Origin of the sequence: Streptomyces sp. NPDC102406 (assembly GCF_044765725.1) — a bacterium.
GTDB lineage: Bacteria > Actinomycetota > Actinomycetes > Streptomycetales > Streptomycetaceae > Streptomyces.
Window position 1 is genome coordinate 141,776 of record NZ_JBIWKP010000011.1, and the last position, 19,231, is coordinate 161,006.

Annotated in this window: 17 protein-coding genes and 1 pseudogene; 7 read left to right on the forward strand and 11 right to left on the reverse strand. The window is 70.0% G+C overall.

From position 1 onward, the window contains the following. The first annotated feature begins 107 nt into the window (after positions 1-107). Positions 108-560 (forward strand): DUF5707 domain-containing protein, encoded by a 453-nt coding sequence (locus ACIRF8_RS31910; protein ID WP_404220497.1) that lies wholly within the window; start codon positions 108-110, stop codon positions 558-560. Between the two features lie 108 nt (positions 561-668). On the opposite strand, the gene ACIRF8_RS31915 is transcribed toward ACIRF8_RS31910, so the two are convergent. Further along, positions 669-1,592 (reverse strand): alpha/beta hydrolase, encoded by a 924-nt coding sequence (locus tag ACIRF8_RS31915; protein ID WP_404220500.1) that lies wholly within the window; start codon positions 1,590-1,592, stop codon positions 669-671. A 69-nt stretch (positions 1,593-1,661) separates the two neighbouring features. On the opposite strand from ACIRF8_RS31915, the gene ACIRF8_RS31920 reads away from it, so the two are divergent. Beyond that, on the forward strand, positions 1,662-2,138 hold the full coding sequence (locus tag ACIRF8_RS31920; RefSeq protein WP_404220502.1) for a MarR family winged helix-turn-helix transcriptional regulator: 477 nt from the start codon (positions 1,662-1,664) through the stop codon (positions 2,136-2,138). 185 nt (positions 2,139-2,323) lie between these two features. On the opposite strand, the gene ACIRF8_RS31925 is transcribed toward ACIRF8_RS31920, so the two are convergent. The 4 genes from ACIRF8_RS31925 to ACIRF8_RS31940 all read right to left on the reverse strand — a co-directional run bounded on the left by ACIRF8_RS31925 (position 2,324) and on the right by ACIRF8_RS31940 (position 6,532). Beyond that, positions 2,324-3,988, reverse strand: a complete 1,665-nt coding sequence (locus tag ACIRF8_RS31925; RefSeq protein ID WP_404220504.1) for a cellulase family glycosylhydrolase — start codon at positions 3,986-3,988, stop codon at positions 2,324-2,326. Positions 3,989-4,403: 415 nt separating this feature from the next. Next, the gene (locus ACIRF8_RS31930) at positions 4,404-5,009 is read right to left on the reverse strand and encodes a hypothetical protein (RefSeq protein ID WP_404220506.1); all 606 of its coding nucleotides are present in this window, start codon (positions 5,007-5,009) and stop codon (positions 4,404-4,406) included. Positions 5,010-5,050: 41 nt separating this feature from the next. Then, positions 5,051-5,434, reverse strand: coding sequence for a hypothetical protein (locus ACIRF8_RS31935; RefSeq protein WP_404220508.1), 384 nt, complete (start codon positions 5,432-5,434; stop codon positions 5,051-5,053). A gap of 108 nt (positions 5,435-5,542) precedes the next feature. After that, positions 5,543-6,532 carry a MerR family transcriptional regulator gene (locus ACIRF8_RS31940; protein WP_404220683.1) on the reverse strand — a complete coding sequence of 330 codons (990 nt, stop codon included), beginning with the start codon at positions 6,530-6,532 and terminating at the stop codon, positions 5,543-5,545. 100 nt (positions 6,533-6,632) lie between these two features. Between ACIRF8_RS31940 and ACIRF8_RS31945 the strand changes: the two genes are divergently transcribed. Next, positions 6,633-8,129: an alpha/beta fold hydrolase gene (locus ACIRF8_RS31945; RefSeq protein WP_404220510.1), complete on the forward strand. Its 1,497-nt coding sequence runs from the start codon at positions 6,633-6,635 to the stop codon at positions 8,127-8,129. A gap of 411 nt (positions 8,130-8,540) precedes the next feature. Here the strand turns inward: ACIRF8_RS31945 and ACIRF8_RS31950 are convergent. The 4 genes and pseudogenes from ACIRF8_RS31950 to ACIRF8_RS31965 all read right to left on the reverse strand — a co-directional run. Beyond that, positions 8,541-8,798, reverse strand: a pseudogene (locus tag ACIRF8_RS31950) (NADP oxidoreductase); the annotation flags it as partial. A 245-nt stretch (positions 8,799-9,043) separates the two neighbouring features. After that, complete coding sequence (locus tag ACIRF8_RS31955) at positions 9,044-9,235, reverse strand: hypothetical protein (RefSeq protein ID WP_404220512.1); 192 nt, start codon at positions 9,233-9,235, stop codon at positions 9,044-9,046. 462 nt (positions 9,236-9,697) lie between these two features. Further along, complete coding sequence (locus tag ACIRF8_RS31960; RefSeq protein WP_404220514.1) at positions 9,698-12,400, reverse strand: SpoIIE family protein phosphatase; 2,703 nt, start codon at positions 12,398-12,400, stop codon at positions 9,698-9,700. 496 nt (positions 12,401-12,896) lie between these two features. Beyond that, positions 12,897-13,331, reverse strand: coding sequence for a MarR family winged helix-turn-helix transcriptional regulator (locus ACIRF8_RS31965; protein ID WP_404220516.1), 435 nt, complete (start codon positions 13,329-13,331; stop codon positions 12,897-12,899). A gap of 105 nt (positions 13,332-13,436) precedes the next feature. Between ACIRF8_RS31965 and ACIRF8_RS31970 the strand changes: the two genes are divergently transcribed. Next, complete coding sequence (locus ACIRF8_RS31970) at positions 13,437-14,351, forward strand: alpha/beta hydrolase (RefSeq protein ID WP_404220518.1); 915 nt, start codon at positions 13,437-13,439, stop codon at positions 14,349-14,351. Positions 14,352-14,404: 53 nt separating this feature from the next. Then, positions 14,405-14,845 carry a hypothetical protein gene (locus tag ACIRF8_RS31975; RefSeq protein ID WP_404220520.1) on the forward strand — a complete coding sequence of 147 codons (441 nt, stop codon included), beginning with the start codon at positions 14,405-14,407 and terminating at the stop codon, positions 14,843-14,845. Between the two features lie 235 nt (positions 14,846-15,080). Here ACIRF8_RS31975 and ACIRF8_RS31980 read toward each other — a convergent pair whose 3' ends face one another. Beyond that, complete coding sequence (locus ACIRF8_RS31980) at positions 15,081-15,839, reverse strand: SDR family NAD(P)-dependent oxidoreductase (RefSeq protein ID WP_404220522.1); 759 nt, start codon at positions 15,837-15,839, stop codon at positions 15,081-15,083. Between the two features lie 148 nt (positions 15,840-15,987). On the opposite strand from ACIRF8_RS31980, the gene ACIRF8_RS31985 reads away from it, so the two are divergent. Beyond that, on the forward strand, positions 15,988-16,641 hold the full coding sequence (locus ACIRF8_RS31985; protein WP_404220524.1) for a TetR/AcrR family transcriptional regulator: 654 nt from the start codon (positions 15,988-15,990) through the stop codon (positions 16,639-16,641). Between the two features lie 141 nt (positions 16,642-16,782). Here ACIRF8_RS31985 and ACIRF8_RS31990 read toward each other — a convergent pair whose 3' ends face one another. Next, entirely contained in the window at positions 16,783-17,661 is an 879-nt protein-coding gene (locus ACIRF8_RS31990; protein WP_404220526.1) for a hypothetical protein, read from the reverse strand. A 249-nt stretch (positions 17,662-17,910) separates the two neighbouring features. Between ACIRF8_RS31990 and ACIRF8_RS31995 the strand changes: the two genes are divergently transcribed. Continuing rightward, positions 17,911-19,041 carry an FAD-dependent oxidoreductase gene (locus tag ACIRF8_RS31995; RefSeq protein ID WP_404220529.1) on the forward strand — a complete coding sequence of 377 codons (1,131 nt, stop codon included), beginning with the start codon at positions 17,911-17,913 and terminating at the stop codon, positions 19,039-19,041. Positions 19,042-19,231 lie beyond the last annotated feature (190 nt).

The following is a 19,231-nucleotide window of genomic DNA, read 5'->3' on the forward strand; positions in this document are numbered from 1 at the left end:
GTTGAGTACGTCTGCTCATACCCGGTGCTCGCCGCGCGGCCAGGATGGGGGCAACGGCGCAGACGAGAGCGCCGATCTGATCCTGCTGAACCTTGGGGGAATTTCTCATGTCGCGACGTGTCGTCTTGTCCGTGGCCGCCGGTGTCGTCGTCCTCGCGGGTGCCGGAGCGACCGCCGTCGCCTACGCCGGGGACCAGCCTCCTTCTGTGGCGCACAGCGCTGCCCGCTACGCCGCCCCGGACGGTGACCGCAGCGGCTCGTTGACCTTCACCACCGACATCACCGCGTCCTCCGGCGTCAAGGACGTGAAGGTCCTGGCCTGGCCCGCGAACTCGTCCTTCGTCAAGAAGGGGCTGACCGCCAAGGACATGGCCGCCGTGGAGTCGGCCGTCTGCAAGCCGTCCGGTGAAGACACCGTGCGCTGCACCTATACGGCCACCGTCACCCGCGTCGAGGCCGACGCGTCCCCGCGCGGTCGGTGGCACGTGGCCGTCCTGGCCACCACCGAGGACGGCGACACGACGCTGGACACCAAGGCGGCCGACTTCACCGTTGCGTGAGCCGCACACCGGCCTGCTCGCCGACACCCGCGCTGGCAGTGCCCCGCACAGTCGAAGCCGGGCGGGCGGCCGTCGTGACGGCCTCTTCGTCGGTGGTCGCGGCTCGCCCTATCCTGCTGACGCGTGCGCCGCGCCCGCGGCGCCGAGGCGCTGGCTGAGGAAGAGGGCCGCGCGGTCCAGTGCCTCGTCGGCCTCGTCCAGGACGCCGGCGAACGACTGGAACACGTGCGGCACGTCAGCGGTGACATCCAGGATGACGTCCACTCCGGCCGCCCTCGCCCGCGCGGCCAGGCGTACGGAGTCGTCCAGCAGGATCTCGTTGGCGCCCACCTGGAGGAGGGTCGGCGGAAAGCCGGTCAGATCGGCGAGGACGGCCGGGCTGAGCAAGGGTTGATACGGATCGGCTCCGGCGAGGTACATGGCACCGATGTGCTCCACGGACGTGCGGGTCAGAATCGGATCGACACCCTCCTTGGTGCTCATGCTCTCGCCCGTGCGGGTGGCGTCGAGGCCCGGTGAGAACGCCACGATGGCGGCGGGCAGCGGGAGGCCCGCGTCGCGGGCGGCCAGGCAGGTCGTGACGGCGAGGCCGCCGCCGGCCGAGTCCCCGGCGAAGGCGATGGCCGAAGGGTCCTGACCGCCGTCGAGGAGGGCACGGTAGGCGCTCACGGTGTCTTCGATCGCCGCCGGGAACGGATGCTCGGGGGCGAGCCGGTAGTCCACCGAGTACGCCACGAAGCCAGTCTTGGCGACGAGGTGCCCCGTGACCGACAGCACGCTCTCGGGCGAGCCGTACACCCACCCTCCGCCGTGGAAGTACAGGATCGTCCCGTCGCGCGGCCCGTCGCCCGACTCGACGAGCAGTGCGGGCCGGTTGCCGAGGGTTGTCCGTTCGGTGCGGGTGGTGGCGGGCACGATCATCGGGGCCATCAGCGCCTCGAATCCGGCTCGGATCGCCTCGACCGTTCGGGGGCCCTCCGGTCGCGGCTGCCGCAGCATCGCGTCGATCCGCGCGCGCTGTTCCTTGCTCATCCTGGCTCTCCTGCCGTAAGTGCATGCCGTCGCACTATATGCCACGGCATGTAAAGTAAACTATATGCCATGGCATCAAAAATGAACGGTGCGACGGTCGACCTCCCGGGTCTCTTCGCCGACCTGGTCCGTTGTGAGACGCGTCTGTACAACGCCCTCAACGACCGTCTCCGCGAGCTGCACGGGATCGTCACCTCGCAGTTCGAGGCTCTGCGCTATCTGCGCGACCATCCCGCCTGCCGCGTGGCGGACCTGGCGGGCGAGTTCGCCATCGGCATCGGGGCGACCAGCAAGACCGTCGATCGTCTGGAGAGGCAGGGGTGGGCAGTCCGCCAGCCGAATCCGTCCGATCGCCGATCCTCACTGCTGGCCCTCACCGATGACGGCTCGCGGCTTGTCGACGCGGCGGAGCAGACCTACAACGATGCGGTGGCGGAGCTGATCGGCGGCACCCTCGACAGGCCCTCGGCATCGGCCGTCGCACAGGCCCTCTCCAAGCTGCGCTCCGCGCTCGAACGCGACCAGATCGGTACGCCCACAGGCTGATGGACCCGGAGCGGCGGGACTCATCTGGCCGACCGAACACGCCGAACAACGGCTGGCCAGCCCCCCCTGCCGCCGCCCGGAACGGCTGTCCGGGCCCTGACCCCGCCCCACGGTTACGGCTGGACGACGTGCACAGCAGCACGTTCGAGGCCGGGACGGCGGGGTGAGGACAGGGCGGCCGGGGGTCAGGAGGTCGTGCAGGCGGCGCCGTTCAGAGTGAACGCGGTGGGAGCGGCGTTGTTGCCGGACGTCGTCGTGCCGGTGAAGCCGAGGGTCGTCGTGGCACCGGCCGGGATCGTCGCAGTGTAGGACGCCGCGGCCACCCGCACCTGCGCGCCGGTCTGGGACGGGGTGCCGCCCCACATGTTGCTGACGGTCTGGCCGGCCGGGAAGGCGAAGCCCAGGGTCCAGCCGTTGACGGGGGCGGTACCGGTGTTGCGGATCGCGATGTCGGCCTGGAAGCCGCTCGGCCAGGTGTTCACGACGCGGTAGGTGACCGCGCAGCTTCCGCCGGGGGTGCCGGTGTCCTTGTCGGTGGTGACGGTGACCGTGGCCGAGCGGGGCGATCGGTTTCCGGCCGCGTCCTTCGCGTACACGGCGAAGGTGTACGTCGTGGCCGGGGTGAGGGAGTCCAGGGTGACCTTCGTCGTCGTCGTGGACGCGACCGGCGTTTCCGTGGTGCCCGCGACCCGGACCACGTCGTAGCCCGTCACGCCTCTGTTGTCCGTGGCCGCCGGCCAGGTCAGCGTCGCCGACGTGGGCGAGACGGCGGACGCGCTCGGCGTGCCCGGGGCCGTGGGGGCCTGGGCGTCGGGCGTGGTGGAGCCGAACACCGTGGCCTCGCGGGCGGTCTGGGCGATGCCGTTCGCGCCGTGGAAGATGCGCTCGCCCCAGGAGCTGAGGCGCGCCGGGTCGAAGTCGATCGCGAGATCGAGCACCGGGTCGGTGTTGCCGCTCCAGGACCAGGCCAGGTAGCCGAGGCCGAGCCGCTGCGCGGAGGCCATCATGGTGTCCTCGTCGGGGTCGCCCCACTGGTCGGCCGGGCCGCCGAACTCGCCGATGACGAGCGGGAGTCGGGCGCTCACGAAGGTGTTCAGGTAGTCGGTGATCTCCTGGGCCGTGTCGTACACGCTGTACATGTGGATCGAGAAGATCAGGTTGCCGGTCGGGTCGGCGGCGTACACCTGCCGGGCGTCTGCCTTCATGACGCCCTGCCAGTCCTGGCCCCAGTTGGGCGCGTCCACCATGATCGTGTGGGCGAACCCGGCCGCCCGCAGCTTCTGGATCGCGGCGGTCGTCGGGGCGGTCCAACCCGCCGGCTCGGTGTTGCCCCAGGGCTCGTTGCCGATGTTGATGACGACGTAGTCCTCCTGACCGGCGAGGACGTCCTTGAGGCTGATCCAGTAGTCGGCGGCGTGGTCGAGCGTGCCCGCGGCGGCGTCCTCGCCGTAACCGGTGGTGTCATGCACCTCCAGGACGCAGATCAGGCGGTTGGCCTTGCAGTCGGCGACGACGGCGGCCACGTCCTGGGCGCTGTTGCGGCTCCAGCGGTAGCCGTCGGAGAGGACGACGCGCACGGTGTTGGCGCCGAACGCCTTGATGTCGGCCAGCGACCGGGGCTCGCCCGGATACCAGGTGTGGGCGTGGTTGACGCCGCGCATCACGAAGTCGTTGCCGTTGCCCTCAAGGAGGCGGCCGTCACTGATATGCAGGCCCGTCGCGGCGGCGGCGCTGTCGGGCGCGGGGGCGGCGTGTGCGGTGGGGGCCGTCAGGGTGATCAGGCCGAGGAGGGTGGCCAGGGCGGCGATGATCGCCTTGGCCGGGCTGGTCGTTCTCGCGCTTCTTCTCACTGCGGCTCCGGCGGGGTGAGGGGTTCGGGGTGAGGAAAGGGTGGCGCGACGTACGTATGGGAGCGCTCCCATATAGCCAGTGTGAGCAGGGGCACGTCAAGAGGGAGGGCCCGCCGGATGCCTGTGATGGCAAGCAGAAGCGGTGAGTCGCGTGCGCAGCCGGTCATGAGACCCACCGCTGTCCCGCGGTCATGAGATGCACCGCCGTCGCGCGGTAATGAGATGCACCGCCGTCCTGCGGATCATGAGACGCGCCGCTGTCCCGCGGATCATGAGATCCATCGCCGTCTCGCGCGGCGCACCGCGCGGGAGAGGCGTCCGCCCGGCTACTTCCCGGGCGGCCGGTTCCCCTTCGTCGCGGCACGCGTCCGCCAGACGCTGATCAGCGCACAGCCGATGACGATCAGGACGAGTGTCACCACGCCGGTCGGCCAGAGACTGCCGAGAGACCCCGCGCCACGAACCCGCCATCAAGCACCTGCCGCTGCGCTACTCCCTCTCGGACATTGCCCTGCCCGACGGCCGGAAGATCCCCGGTGGCGACGCGATCCAGGTGGTCTGCCCCCTCCGTGCTCAGGCGCACGCCACCGTTCCTGTCCGAGGCCCGGTAGCCGCGCTTTTCCATGGCCTTGCGCGCCGCCTCCACATCGAACGTGCCCGTCAGCCGCTGCGCCTGGCCCGTGCCCACCATCAGCGAGGTGTTGACGTCCTTCGCGCCGAAGCCGTACGACTCCTTCGTGAAGGCGGCGGTCGTGCGCCTGCCGGACAGTTCCCACACGCCGAAGCCTTCGAGCCCCGCGTACAGCTCCCTGTCCGCGGCGACGAGCCTGCGCACGACATCCACGTCGCGGTACGTGAGGCTCTGCTCGCCCGCCGACGCGGGGGCACCTGACAGCGCCGAGATGAGTCCGCTGGCCCCCTCGCCCGTGCCCCTGTCCCCGTCGTCATGGGCTCCGCACCCCACGACACTCATGCCGAGCATCCCGGCGAGCACCGGCACCACACACCACTTCGCCACCATCCGCAGAGGCGGCAGTCTCGCAGGCACCGATCACGTTCTCGCTACGACGACGTCCGGCACGGGACCTTGTGCGTCTCACACATGCCTTCCTCCAGCTCCTGGATGTCCCGGTCACCGGAAGCGACGCAGATCCAGCGCGTCGGTTCTTCAACGTACTCCCAACTGCTCGGATCAGCGAGCAGAACCTCCAGCTCCTGGCCGGTGACCTCCTCACCGGTGAGTTCCGCCGGCCACTGGTCCGAACGGAACACTCTGATGAATCCGAGCCGGCTCCAGCAGGTGAGGAGGCGGGTGAAGCGCGGAATGTGCGTCACCCACTCCTTCTCGTCCTCGCTTTCGCTCCAGTCGGCGAGCAGACTCCACAGGTCCGATCCCTCGCCGCCGTTGACGTAAAGGCAGTACTCGTCGTCCTCCCAGTCCTTCACCGGGCGTTTCCTCTCAGGCTCATTCCAGAATCGTTCCAGGGTCGGGGCGCCGGTCGGTCGGATGGCAGGAGTTTATGTGTCATGCCTGTCACGTGGCCCCGAGGACCCTCAGACCTCAAGCCGTGTGTCCAGCGCCGCCAGCAACCAGTCATGCGCGGTGCCCGGGTTCGGCTCCGGGTCGCCGCCCTCCGGCGTGTGCAGATCCGCCACCAGTTCCCAGTAGCCGTCGAGCCGTGGGTCGACCGACAGTTGCTGGGCCAGTTCGCGGCGGAACTCAGGTGTGTCGTGGCAGCCGAGAACGCTCGCGTATGTCGCCACGAAGCAGTCGAGCGCGTCGCCCTCCTCGGGATTCCCGCCTGCGCGCATCCTCAGGGCGGCAAGGTCGTAGGCCTCCGCAAGCCCCGAGTAGAGCAGGGCGGACTCCCGCGCGCCCGCCGACCGGTGCGCGGCAGGCTGCGTGGGACGTGGCGCGGGGCCGGTCGGGCACGGGCTCGACACCAGGGCACACAGCCGGGCGAAGGCGAGGACCTGCGCCGGTGACGGGTCATCCGGCGGTTGGGGAACGGTGGCGTCGAGAAAGGCGGCCCGCGCCTTCGGCGGCATCCGCGGCGGCAGCCAGGCCCGCCAGAACCTGGCAAGCGGCGCGGTGTTCGGCGGCGTACCCAACGCGCCCACGAGCCGCAATCGCTCCGCACGCTCCCCCGGGGGCGATTCCTGCACCAGGCGTAGCGCGGACTCCTGCCAGCGCAACGAGCTCAGCCGAGAACCGAGCGTGCGCAGTTGTTCCGCAACGGCGTCCTCCAGCACTCCTTGCGCACCTGCCCGTTCGTCCACGATGCGGCGCACCTGCGGTACGGGCAGGCCCAGGTTGCGCAGGGAGCGGATGAACGCGAGCTGGTCGAGGGCGTCGGGAGCGTAGCGGCGGTGCCCTCCGGCACTGCGGGTGCCCTCCGGCAACAGACCGTTGTCGGAGTAGAAGCGGACGGTCTTCACCGTGGTGCCCGCCTGCTCGGCAAGCTCGCCGATGCTCCAGAGACCGTCGGATGCCGGCGCGGAGCCGGACAAGGGCGGGGCATCGAGCTCGGACTCGGGCGACAGCGACAATTGAATCTCCCTCAAGGGGAGTTCCTAATCTACCCGTCATCGAGGCGGGCGGATGGACCCGGTCGCCGACGCGGAGTCCCGAGGGGTGTGGGGAATGATGGAATACGTACTGGTTCCTGGGCTGTTCACGGGCTCGCAGGTGTGGCGCGCCACGGCCGAGAAGCTGACCGGCCGTGGAGCGAAGACGCACCTCGTGCCTCTTGGTTCGGCGGCCGATCTGGAGACGCACATCGCCCGCGTGGTCGAGACCATCGACGCGATCGGCGCGACGACGGACGAGCGGGACATCGTCCTGGTCGGGCACGACTACGGCATGCACCCGGCGGTGGGCGCGGCCGACCGGCGGGCGAACCGCATCGCACGGATCGTCTACGTCGACACCGCTCCGGTGCAGGACGGTGCAGCGGCGCTGGCGACGCTCGCCGACCAGGAGGTGCGCGAACGGTTCGCCGCGTCCGACGGCACGACAGGCGAACTGCCGCCGCCCCCGCGGGAGGAGTGGCAGCGCTGGGGAAGCACGGCCGGCCTGTCCGACGAAGACCTTGACCTGCTGACCACCTCCGCCGCGGCCCAGCCTCTGGGCACGCTGACACAACCCCTGCGGCTGACCGGCGAGGCGGAGAGCCTTCCGAGTACGGGTGTGCTCTGTGCGGAGAGCGGGGCGACCATCGCCACCCTCCGCATGCTGATGAGCTTCGGTGATCCGATGTTCGCGTCCCTGTCCAGGCCCGACGTCACCTTCTTCGAACTACCCACCGGGCACTGGCCGATGCTGTCGTGCCCCGAGGAGCTCGCCGACGTACTCCTCGCGGCGGCCGCGGGCCAGGGAACCAGCCTCGTGACGCCGGAGGAGGCGCCGGAGACACCTGCCTACCTGCGCCCCTTCCTTCTCGACGTACCGCAGGTCCCCCGCGAACGCTGCGGCAACATCGATCTGTACGTACCCGAGGGTGCGGAGACGACGGCGCGGCCGGCGATCGTGTTCGTGCACGGTGGTCCGGTGCCGGCCGGGGTAGAGCCCACGCCGCGCGACTGGACGACGTTCACCTCGTACGCGCGGTATGCCGCGGAACAGGGCGTGATCGGCGTGACGCTCGACCACAGGCTGCACGATGTGAGCGCTTATCCGACGGCTGCCGAGGACCTGGCCGCCGCGGTGGCCGAAGTGCGCGCCGACCCTCGTGTCGACGGGGACCGGATCGCGCTGTGGTTCTTCTCCGGCAGCGGACCGATGACGGCCCCGTGGCTCAGGGAGACGCCGCCGTGGCTGCGCTGCCTGGCGGCCTGTTACCCGATCATGGCTCCGCTTCCGGGCTGGGGCGTGAACGACCCTCGGTTCCGGCCCGCGGAGGCGGTGGCAGGCGGCGGAACGGTGCCGTTCGTCCTGGTCCGGGCGGGTCTGGAAACGTCAGCGGTCGCAGCGACCGTTGCCGAGTTCGTCGCGGCGGCCGAGGCGAGCGGCACCCCGCTCGAGCTGCTCGACGTTCCGGACGGACACCACGGTTTCGAGGGTCTCGACCACACCGACGACGCGCGCAACGCCGTGCGGGAGGCGATGCGACGGGTGGTGGAGCGGCTCGGGTCCGAGTGACGCGTCTCGTGCTCTTGGCCTGGTGCGCCGCGCAGCGCAGCGCGGCATCGCTCCGGGTGCCCGGCCTGTGGGGATCGATCCCGTCTGCTCAGGCCGGGGCGGTTCTCGCGGATCGGATCGTGCCTGCCGACACGCGGCGTTCGCGTACCGCATGACGGTGTCGAGGCTCCAGCTCAGGTGCCCCGGACGCCGCCCGGTGTGAGTGGCCTCGGATCGGGAGCCCGTCTATCAGGGCGTGAGTTGCCTTCGTTCTATCAGGGCGTGTGTTGCCTTCCTTCGTTCGGCTCGTCGGCCGACGAGCTCCAAGTCCTCCTACGGCACTACGGCGGACCGGAACTCGGAGTGGCTGCCCCTTGAGGCGCTTGTACAGGCCCACAGATGCCTACCTCGGCCCACCGCCTCTTCATTCGGTCAGCGGGCGATCGATATGGCAAAGGGTGCGAATCCGCTGGCCCGGATCACATGAGGGACGAACCGGACGGCGGCCTCTACGGCCTGCGCGGTCTCGATCCCTCCGAGGTACGTGATCCACTCTCACGGCCAGCCGAGGCATTCGAGAAGCCGGTGGACGGTCTGCTTGGCCTGCGGGCCCTCGCCAGAGAGGAAGGCGGTGGGCGCCTGGGCGAGTGCGGTGGGTGCGGTGGGTGCGGTCATCACCGTGTAGAGCATGGGGTGGGGTGCTCCCCACCGATCCGGCACATGTGTGGCTACGCGGTCTGGCGCGGACGGTGTTGGCCGATGCGACGAAGGGACGGGGGGCGGGAAACGGGTTGACGACTGCGACCGGAGCTGAGCGAACGGCCGGTGACTCTGTGTCCTGAGGCTGACCGCGACGCGGATCGGAGCTGGCGTGACCACGGGGGGGCGGTCGCCCTACCCCGCGTCGGTCAACGCGCCCCGACCTGCCGGAGCATTCAGCGATCAGCACCCTCGTGCCCGGACTCGCGCGCGGGGTTCGTCACGAAGCGGCTCAGCCGGTAGGCGGTCGGCAGCTCCAGTCGCCCGCACAGCGTGTCGATCCGGATCATCGATTCGTCGACTCCTGTCTCCTGAAGTCGGCGCAACCACGTACGCATCTCCGCCTGGTCCCCGGTCTCGACGAGCACTTCCCACTGTCCCGCGTCCGGCGCGGTACGAACGGCGAACCGCTGTCGCTGCTCCTGTCGCCGCCGCCTTCTCTTCCCCTGTCCTGGCACCTGCCCAGAATCACTGGCCGGCCTCGGAACAGCAAGGCGCGCGGGCCGAACACGCACCGCCCTGCTCGGTCGGCTTCTCAAGGCCCGCGCCGCCACGGGGCCTTGCTGGGAGGCCCTTTGCGCCGTGTTCCACCCACACTCGCGTGCTGCGCCGTCGGCACACGTCGGCTCGACGCCCGGTCACACTTCGGTAGGAACAGCGGCATGCCCGGGAGCGCGACCTGCCGGACGGCACAAGACAGTGGCCCGTGCTTGCGGTGCCGTGCACAAGCGGGTGGGCACGGCGCGGCACGTCGCCCGCCAAGCGGTGCTGCCCGACGCGCGAGGCACCGCGGCTGCCGTGTCGCACCGGAGAACTACCCGGCGTACGTGCTACGAGGACGGGGCGGGGCGGATCGCGAGGATGGCGATGTCGTCGTCGTTGTCCGCGCCCAGGCCGATGAGGAGTTCGTCGCAGAACACGTCGAGGCGTTCGCGGGCCAGGTCGGCGGCGCGGCGGCGGAGGCGGTCCATGGCGTCGTTCAGGGACTCGTTGCGGCGTTCGATCAGGCCGTCGGTGTAGAGGAGGACGGTCGAGTGGGCCGGGATGGCGTTGCGGCCCCGGGGGCGGGGCAGGTCGGGGTCGAGTCCGAGGAGTACGCCCGCGCCGTCCTCCAGGAAGCGGGTGTGGCCGTCCTCGGTGACAAGGAGGGGCGGCAGATGACCGGCTGAGGAGTGCACCAGCTCCCAGGGGCCCTCCTTGGGGCCCTTGAGGAGTCCGTAGATGCAGGTGGCGGTGGCCTCTCGGTAGAGGCTCTGGTTCGCCATGTCCAGTCGGTGCAGGACCGTCTCGGGGGGCTCCCGTCGGTCCACGGCGATGCCGCGCAGCATGCTGCGCAACTGGCTCATGGCGATGGCCGCGTCGAGATTGTGGCCGGCGACGTCGCCGATCACCAGGGCGGTGTCCCCGCTGGGCAGGACGAAGCTGTCGTACCAGTCGCCGCCCACCTGGGCGGTGGTGGAGGAGGCTGCGTAGCGGGCGGCGATCTGGAGGTGGTCGATCTCGGGGAGGACGGGCAGCAGCGAGCGCTGGAGGCGTTCGGCGATGTTCCGCGTCTCCTGGTACAGGCGGGTGTTGTCCACGCCCAGGGCGAAGACGCGCGCCAGATCGTCGATCAGGGGCAGGTCGTCCTCGGTGAAGGGCCGTTCCGCGGTGCCCCGGGCCACGGTGAGGGCGCCGATGATCCTGCCGCGCGTCCGGAGCGGGGTGACGACCGCGCTGTGCGTCCCCATGCCGCGAAACAGATCCCGGTAGTGGGCGTCCAGGGCACTCGTCGTCTGGCTCGGCGCCAAGGGCTCGACGAGGAGCAGGGGGCCGGCACCACGTAGCGCACGGGCGAGAGGGCCGCGAGCGGTCTCCGTCACGGGCGGAAGCAGGCCCTCGTAGGCGTGGGGGCAGGGCGAGCCGGGTGCGCGGTGGACGACGCAGACCCGGTCCGCCTGGGCGGCCTCCTCGGTGAACAGGTCCACCGCGCACCAGTCGGCGAGCCGTTCGGTGAGCACCCGGCCCACCTGTTCCACACCCTCGTCGAGGTTGGTGGCCCCGCTCAGTGCGGCTTCGGTGTCGGCCAGCAGAGAAAGCCGTTTCAGCGCCGGCGTTCCGACTTCGGTTTCCTCGGTGTGCGGCGGGGCGGGCGACGGGGTGCGGCCGTCCGGCTGCTGGGGTGCCGATGACCGGGCCCGGCCGCCGGACGGGCCCGGTGGGGTCGCCGCCGTGGTGGCCCTGGGGGTGAGCTGGGCGACGAAGACGGTGCGGCCGTCAGTCGTCTCCTGGGTCTGGATGAACAGCCGGACCGGCACCAGCCAGCCGTCGCGGTGCAGGGCGGGGAGGGGCACCGAGCGGCCCAGGATGCGGGGTTCCCCGCTGAGCAGCAGAGACGTGAACGCCTCGATGTGGCGTTTGCGCAGGTGTTCCGGGATCAGGGTGGTGAGGGGCAGGCCGACGAGTTCGTCGGCGTGCCGGCCGAGCAGGCTCGCCGCGGGGCCGTTCGCAGCGATGATGGTGTTCCGCTCGTCGGCGGCGATCGTCGGGACTCTGCTGGCCCGCACCTGGCCGGGGTCCCACGGGACCAGTTCCGACGGGCTGGCGCCCGGCTCCCGGGGCACCACCGTCCACGCGGTGGGGGGCCCGCCGGCGAGTTGGCCGATGATCTGGTCGAACAGCCATTCGTGGAAGACGCGGCTGCGCGGCAGTGCCGGCAGGGTCAGGAACCGTTCGTCACGGGCCTTCTCCTCGGCCAGGTCGAGGACCGTACGCAGTGCCTGCGCGGCGGGCCCGGCGTCCGACGGCACGGACAGGGGCAGCGACCGGATCTCCGCTCCGCCGGACTCCTGTTGGATCGCGGCTGTCACCCAGGTGCTGATCAGGTGGTTCACGTCCTGGGCCGCCGCGAGTTCGTCCGGTGACACACCCAGGTCCTCCCCGGCGGCCACGGCGAGGGCGACCTCGCGCAGCAGCGTGTGCCGGTGCTGCTGGGAGGCCGAGTAGAGCGCTTCCGGCACGTCGATCAGGGTCACGGTAGCGCCTGGGGCAGGGTCCACAGGCAGCGCCGGGATGTCCCCCCACTCGCACTCGTCCGACGGTCGGTGGGCTCCGGCAGAGACTCCGTCGGGGGTCTCGTCGAGGGTTCCGGTAGGAGATTCGGCGGGCCCCAGTTCGCACCACACCGTCTTGGTGTCCTCACCCACCTCGACACCGTGCCGGGACGCCAAGCACCCGACGATGGCCAGCCCTTGTCCCGTACCGGCGTACGGCGGGTACGCGTACGGCATGAGTCGGCGGTCCGGCCGTCGGTCGCTCACCCCCACCCGGACCGTGCCGTCGTCCACTTGGACCGATACCTCGACCTCGGTCCGGGCATGCAGCACCGCGTTGGTCACCAACTCGCTGACCAGGAGCTGAGCGGCCTCGACCACGTCCGACGCGACGCCGTCCAGGGCGGAGGCGGACCGCACGAACCGCCGAGCCTCCGACACGCTCCGCGGTCCCTGCCCGAACCAGCGCGATGGCGCGCCTGCAGCTTGAAGGTCGGCCATGAATTCAGTCTGCCTCAGTGGGTCCGGCCCCGCGCCCGCGGACGGTCCGGGCAGGGGAACGAGCGCAGGTCCTCAGTCCCGGACACCGCGCTCCCCCAGCCTCGGCAACTCCGCACGGCCCACCGTCGGTGACAGCGGCGTTCTGCGAGTCTTCGGTCCTGCGCTTGGTCGGCTTCGAGCACCTACCAGCGTCCTGGCCCGCCTCGTACGACTGCTCCGGCACATCCGCCACCGTGCCACCACGCCGCCAGACGCCGCACCAGCGCGAAGTGCCGGTCGAACTGTGCCGGACTCAGCGCTGCGAAGGGCTCGCCCCACCGCGGGATCATCTGCTGACCCACCCCGCCATGACGCGGCGCAGCATCGCGAACGTGCCCGCGTCCGAAGCGAGAAGGGCATCCGCTGGGGCGGACGTCCCTTGCCGTCGCGACCTGAACGATCCGACGAACCCATGCGGTCGCGGCCCGAACGTGGAGCAGAGCACCGGGCGGACGAATCACTCGCGCATACGGCCTGAGGCGGGCGAGGCGAGCATCGCTTTGAGGATGCGTTGCAGCTCAACGCGGTCCTGAGCGGTCACCCTCGCCAACCTGCGGTCGTACTCCGCCGCGAGAGCTGCAAGTGCTCGATCGCGTGCTCGCGTGCCTTCAGCGGTCAGTACGAGCCGATGACGCCGCAGGTCCGCCTCGTCGATCTCGCGGCGGACAAAGCCCTTGGCGACGAGGTTGCGAACGTAGACCGTCACGCTCGCCTTCGGCAGCAGCAGCGCAGTCGCGATCTCAGCCGGATACGGCGATGCCTCCACCTCGGCCAGGACGAAGAACTCCTTCGTCTCCAGCCCGAGCTCGGCCAGCTCCCCCGTGCAGGCATCCATCACGACTGCCAGCAGCCGCTGGTTCAGCGTCCACAACTGCGCCCCGTCGACCGACATCGACCCTCCATCCAGGTGATACAGTTTCGTATTAGTTTCAGATCGTACAAGATGTCACTTTGTACTGGGCTCCTATGGAACAACAATCTCACGAAGGAAGCCGGCATGCTTCAGCACCTCACGATCCCGCGCGGTCCCATCAACCTCGCCGCGGACCTCCACCTGCCCGACAACGCCGACAGCAGCACACCGGTGCGCGCCGTGGTGCTCTCCACCCCAGGCAGCAGCGTGAAGGAGCAGATCGGCGCCGACTACGCCTCCCGTCTCGCCGCCCGCGGCGTCGCGGCGCTCGTCCTCGACCCCGCCCATCAGGGCCAGAGCGAGGGCGAGCCCCGCGACCTCGAAGACCCCTACCGGCGAGGTGAGGACATCTCCTACGCCATCGACGTGCTCACCACGACCCCCGGCATCGACCCGCGGCGCATCGGCGTCCTCGGTATCTGCGCCGGTGGAGGCTACGCCGTGCACACCGCCCGCACGGACCATCGCATCAAAGCGGTCGGCGCTGTCGTCCCCGTCAACATCGGCAACGCGTTCCGCGGCTTTCAGCCCGACGGTCCGGCCGCAGCACTCGACGCCCTCGCGGGCGCACGGTCCGAAGAGGCCCGTTCCGGCGAGACGACCCGCGTGAACTGGCTGCCCGACACCCTTGAGGACGCCAAGGCAGCGGGCCTGACCGACATCGACACCACTCAGGCCGTCACCTACTACCGCACCGAGCGCGGCGGCAACGAACACTCCACGAACCGGCGTCTGCTGCGCGGCGACTCCCTCCTGCTGGGCTACGACGCCTTCCACCTGGCCGATCAGCTCATGACCCAGCCACTCCAGGTCATCCTCGCCGGACGCATCGGTAACACCGGCTCCTACGACACCGGCATGCAGCTGTGGAAGCTGGCTCCCAACCCCGTCGACCTCATGGTGATCGACGGCGCCGGCCACTACGAGATGTACGACGAACCCGAATACGTCGACGCTGCCGTCGAACGACTCGTCAGCTTCTACGCGAACAACCTGTAAGGCAAACGAACCGGCGAACCTATGCGGTCACAGCACTGGCCTAGCGTCCCGTCGTGGACATCAACCATTGGTTCGAGGTCGAGGACCCGCGGGGATACGGCGAGGAGCCCTGGGACTTCGACGAGGCCGAACGCGCCTTCCTCTCGGCCCTGCGCTCCCGGGCCGCAGGCTGGCGGGGGCCATGGGCTCCCAGTAACGTCTCGCGGCCCGAGGACGACTCGTCGCTTCTCGTCCGGGTCTCTCTCCTCGACGACAGGCACTCGGTGATCCTCAGCCAGTGGGCCGTGCACTTCTATGGCACGCACGTGCGGGCGGGGAAGGTCTGCGATCAGTTGTTCAACCTCCACGAGGCACCCGAACACGGCTTCCTCCAGGTCTCCGGCACCGCCGAAGGACTGGCTCGGAAGTGCGTCGACTGGTTCGAGACCCGGCTGCGCCGCCCTGCCGTTCGTAGCGATCGACGCGCCTCCGCAGGACCGCGCGCCGCCCGCTGACGCCGCCGTCGCCCAGCCCCGGCCCCAGTCCCAGGCCCGGCCCCGGCCCCGGCCCCGGCCCCGGCCCCGGCCCCGGCCCCGGCCGAGGAGAACATCGCCCCCCGCCGTCGACATCTTGTGTCCACATCGCGATCCCATGCGTCGGAGATGGACGAGGACGAGGACGAGACGGGCCGCGAGTGAGAGTCGGGGCCCGTCGCCGCCTGCCTCTGTATGAGCCGTCGTTCCGTGTCGCTCAGAGGAGGGCGCCGCCAGAGACTTCGATGCGCTGAGCGGTGACCCAGCGCAGGCCCTCGGAGGCCAGCGTGGCGATGGCGTCGCCGATCTCCTCAGGTTCGCCGACGCGGCCGAGCGCGGTCTGTCCGGCCAGGACCTGGCGCATCTCGACGTCGTCCCGCATCGCTCCACCGTTGAAATCGGTGGCCGTCGGCCCCGGGGCGATGGAGTTGACCCGGATTCCGCGTGGGCCGAGTTCTGCGGCGAGGGTGCGGCTCAGGGCTTCGACGGCGGCCTTCGAGGCGGAGTAGACCGAGGTGGCGGGGCTGGTGTGGCGGGTCAGTGACGTCGAGACGTTGATGACACGGCCACCCTGGGCCAGCAGCGGCACAAGGGACTGGATGAGGAAGAACGTGCCCCGGACGTTGGTGCCCATCACCGTGTCGAAGTCGTCGATGGTGACGTCCTCCAGCGGTCCGAAGATCCCTACTCCCGCGTTGTTGACCAGGATGTCGAGCCGCGATGCACCCCAGCGCTCCAGTCGCTCACTCAGTTCGGAGGTGAAGGACGCGAAAGAGGCGATGTCGCTGATGTCGAGCCGCAGAACAGCGGCAGCCCCACCTATCGCCTGCACCTGTTCCACCGTCTCCTCGGCCCCTGCCACATCGCCGCGGTGGGTGACCAGGACCTGTACCCCGCGCTTGGCCAGAGCGATGGCCGTGCCACGGCCGAGTCCGCGATTCGCACCGGTCACCAAAGCGATCTTGTCGGTCGTCATGAATTGTTCCTCCAACGCGCGGCCACCGGAACTCAGCCGGGCACCACAGATACGATGCGAGTCACTCGACTCGCATCGCTCTCGACCGTAAGCAGGACCACCATGGCGAGTCAAGTGACTCGCCTCGGGTCTACGGCATACTGTCCGCATGGCAGCAGAACTCTCCGCGCACCACCGCAGGCTCGCTCAGCAGAAGCGCGAGGCGATCATCACCGCCGCCACAGAACTGTTCCTGGATCGTGGTTACGACGGCACCTCACTGGCCCGCATCGCCGACGCCGCCGGGGTCTCGAAGTCCACCTTGTTCAAGCGGTTCCCCACCAAGGCGGCCCTCTTCGAGGCCATCGTCGCCGAGTCCTGGCAGCGCGACGCCGACAACGCTGCCGCGCCGCCACAGACCGGAGATCTGCGCTCCGGACTGACAGTCATCGGCCACCGCTACGCCGACCTGGTCGGCCGGCCCGGCATGACGGCCCTGTTCCGCATCGTCATCGCCGAACTGCCTCGCTTCCCCGAACTGGGGCGCATGCAGTTCGAACTCGGCAAACTGCCCTACTTCACCTCCGTCCAGCGCTACTTGGAATCCGAGCACGAGGCCGGGAACGCCGATGTCCCGGACGGGGCGAGCGCCGCGAACCAGTTCCTCGGCATGATCGCCAACTACGTCCTGTGGCCCCGCATGCTGCTGACCGACTGGAGCCCCGCGGCCGCCGACATCCACGACGCCGTCGAAGAAGCCGTCCAGACGATGCTCGCCAGATACGCCCTGCCCCGCCGGTCCGACGCGAAGCCGGCACGTTGACATTGGGACACCGGTGCCCAAGGCTCGACATCCGCGATGCCTCCATTCAGCGGCGCATGCCGGTGGACGACGGCACCCGGCACGAGCTTCGACCGTGCGGCGCGAGACCTCGGGACGGCGCGGCGCTCTTCGTGCCGCCGACTACAGCTCCGAGAGAGCGACCAGCAAGAACACCACGGGGTACATCACGGTGAGCACGCTGATCGGGATGCCGAGAAACAGGTAGGCGAGAAAGAACACGACCTGGTGCATGGGCTCCCGTCGTGCTTTCATCCGGCTCTCGACGAGTGGGTCGTACGTCACCTCGATGCGGTCAGGGTCGGTCGCGACCAGCCTGCCGTTTCCCTTGTAGGTGCGCTTCACGCCCCTGTCGTCCTGCAGACGGTAGACGTCGGTGGAGGAGAGCTGTCCCTCGGAGTCCTCATCGGACTCGGTCCGTAGGTAGGTCGCCACGACGGTGATGCCCCGACGGCGCAGAACCCACCAATCCACCGTCGCGCTGCGCACCATGTGCACGACCTGGCAACCGGTCAGGAACATCGCGTAGAGGACGAGCCACGCGATGATGAGTCTCTTGTCGCCGGTGGCGCAGGCCAAAACCGTCCCGGCGGCGAACAGCAAGCCGAAGAACCACCGCTTGGCCCGCTCCTTCCCCGCCCCTGCACTGTCCACCCCTTTCGCCCGGGGAGGTTTCGGCACCGTGGACACCTGTCGGGCCCCGCTGAGTCGGGGCTCGGCGGCGTCACGTACCGGCACAGCCGCGTTGACGGCATCGGCGAAGGTCTGGGCGGCCGCGCCGCTGGTGGGCCGCAGGGAGTAGGTGACCGGCCGAGCCTCTCCCGGACCGGCTGTCAGCACGATCTCGATGCGGCGCCGTGGGCGTACTCGGACGGTTTCGACGGCGGCCAGCGGGATGCGGACCCGCAGCCCGGTACCGAACTTGTCCAGCACAACGGTTGCCGTCGTACCCGTCTCCAGCCGCGCGGTGGTGAGACGGCTTCGGAGTACCTGTTCGATCACGACCGGAGCGTAGGGCATGGACATGGCCACGAGAAAGGGTGCCAGTGCCGGCGGAGGCCGGTAACGCACCCGGCCCGAGTTGAGGGCCCCTCACCGCGCCGTCATGCATGACGAGCGTCGCTGCGTTGTCGGAGGCTATCGGCGATCTGTCGGTGAACTGTCGACAGCCCCTGCGACATTGCGGTCCTCCGGCGCCCGCCACCGACGGCACCGGACCGACACCGGCACCCACCCTCGGAGGAAGACCTCATGCTCACCGATGTCACGATCATCGGCGCCGGTCTCGGCGGCCTCACGCTCGCCCGCGTCCTGCACTTGCACGGCATACCTTCCGTGGTCTACGAGGCGGAGTCCGCCCCGACCGCCCGCGCACAGGGCGGAATGTTCGACATCCACGACTACAACGGACAACTCGCGCTGTCCGACGCCCAGTTGCTGGACAAGTTCCGCGGACTGGTCCTGCCGGGCCGACAGGCGATGCGAGTCCTCGACACGACCGGGGCGGTCCTCTTCGAGAAGACCGACGACGGCACGGGCGGTCGCCCCGAAGTACAGCGCGGCGAACTGCGGCAGCTCCTGCTCGACTCACTCCCGACGGGCACCGTGCGCTGGGGCCACAAGGTCAGCGGCGTACGGACGCTCACCGAGGGCCGACACGAGGTCACCTTCGCCGACGGCACCACCGCGGTCACTGGGTTGCTGGTCGGAGCGGACGGCGCGTGGTCGCGCGTACGGCCGCTGCTCACCGATGTCGTCCCCGGGTACACCGGCAGGTCGGTCGTCGAGACGTATCTGTTCGAGGCCCCGTCCCGGCATCCGGCCGCGGCGAAGGCGGTCGGTGGCGGCGCGATGGTCGCGACCGGGCAGGGCCGGGAAATCTTCGCCCACCGCGAGAGGAACGACACCCTCCACGCCTACGTGGGGCTCAACGAGCCACGCGCGTGGCTCGACGCGATCGACTTCACCGACGCGCCCGCGGCAACGGCGCGCATCGCGCGGGAGTTCGAGGGCTGGGCTCCCGAGCTCACCGCGCTGATCACCGACAGCGACGTAGCCCCGGTCCTGCGCCCGCTGTACGCGCTGCCCGCCGGACACCGCTGGGACCGGGTGCCCGGAGTGACCCTGCTCGGTGACGCCGCCCACCTCTCGGCACCGAACGGCGAGGGCGCGAACCTGGCCATGCTGGACGGCGCCGAACTCGCCAAGTCCCTTGCCGCACACCCCGACGACGTCGAGGCCGCACTCGGCGCGTACGAGCGGGCGATGTTCCCGCGCAGCGCGGAGGCCATCACCCATGAGGGCGCGGAGGCGCACGGATCCGACGCCGGCGCCGGCGTGGTCGAGGGCCTGATCGCCGCGGTCACGCGCGACGACCGGTGACGGCTCGCCCGGACGTTCAGGGCCACTTGGCAGTGCTCACCCCTCTTAACGCGTTTCACCGTGCCGGGCCAGATCCGGGCCATCCCCGCGAGGGACCGCGAGGGACCGCGAGGGACCGCGAGGGACCGCGAGGGACCGCGAGGGACCGCGAGGGACCGCGAGGGACCGCGAGGGACCGCGAGGGACCGCG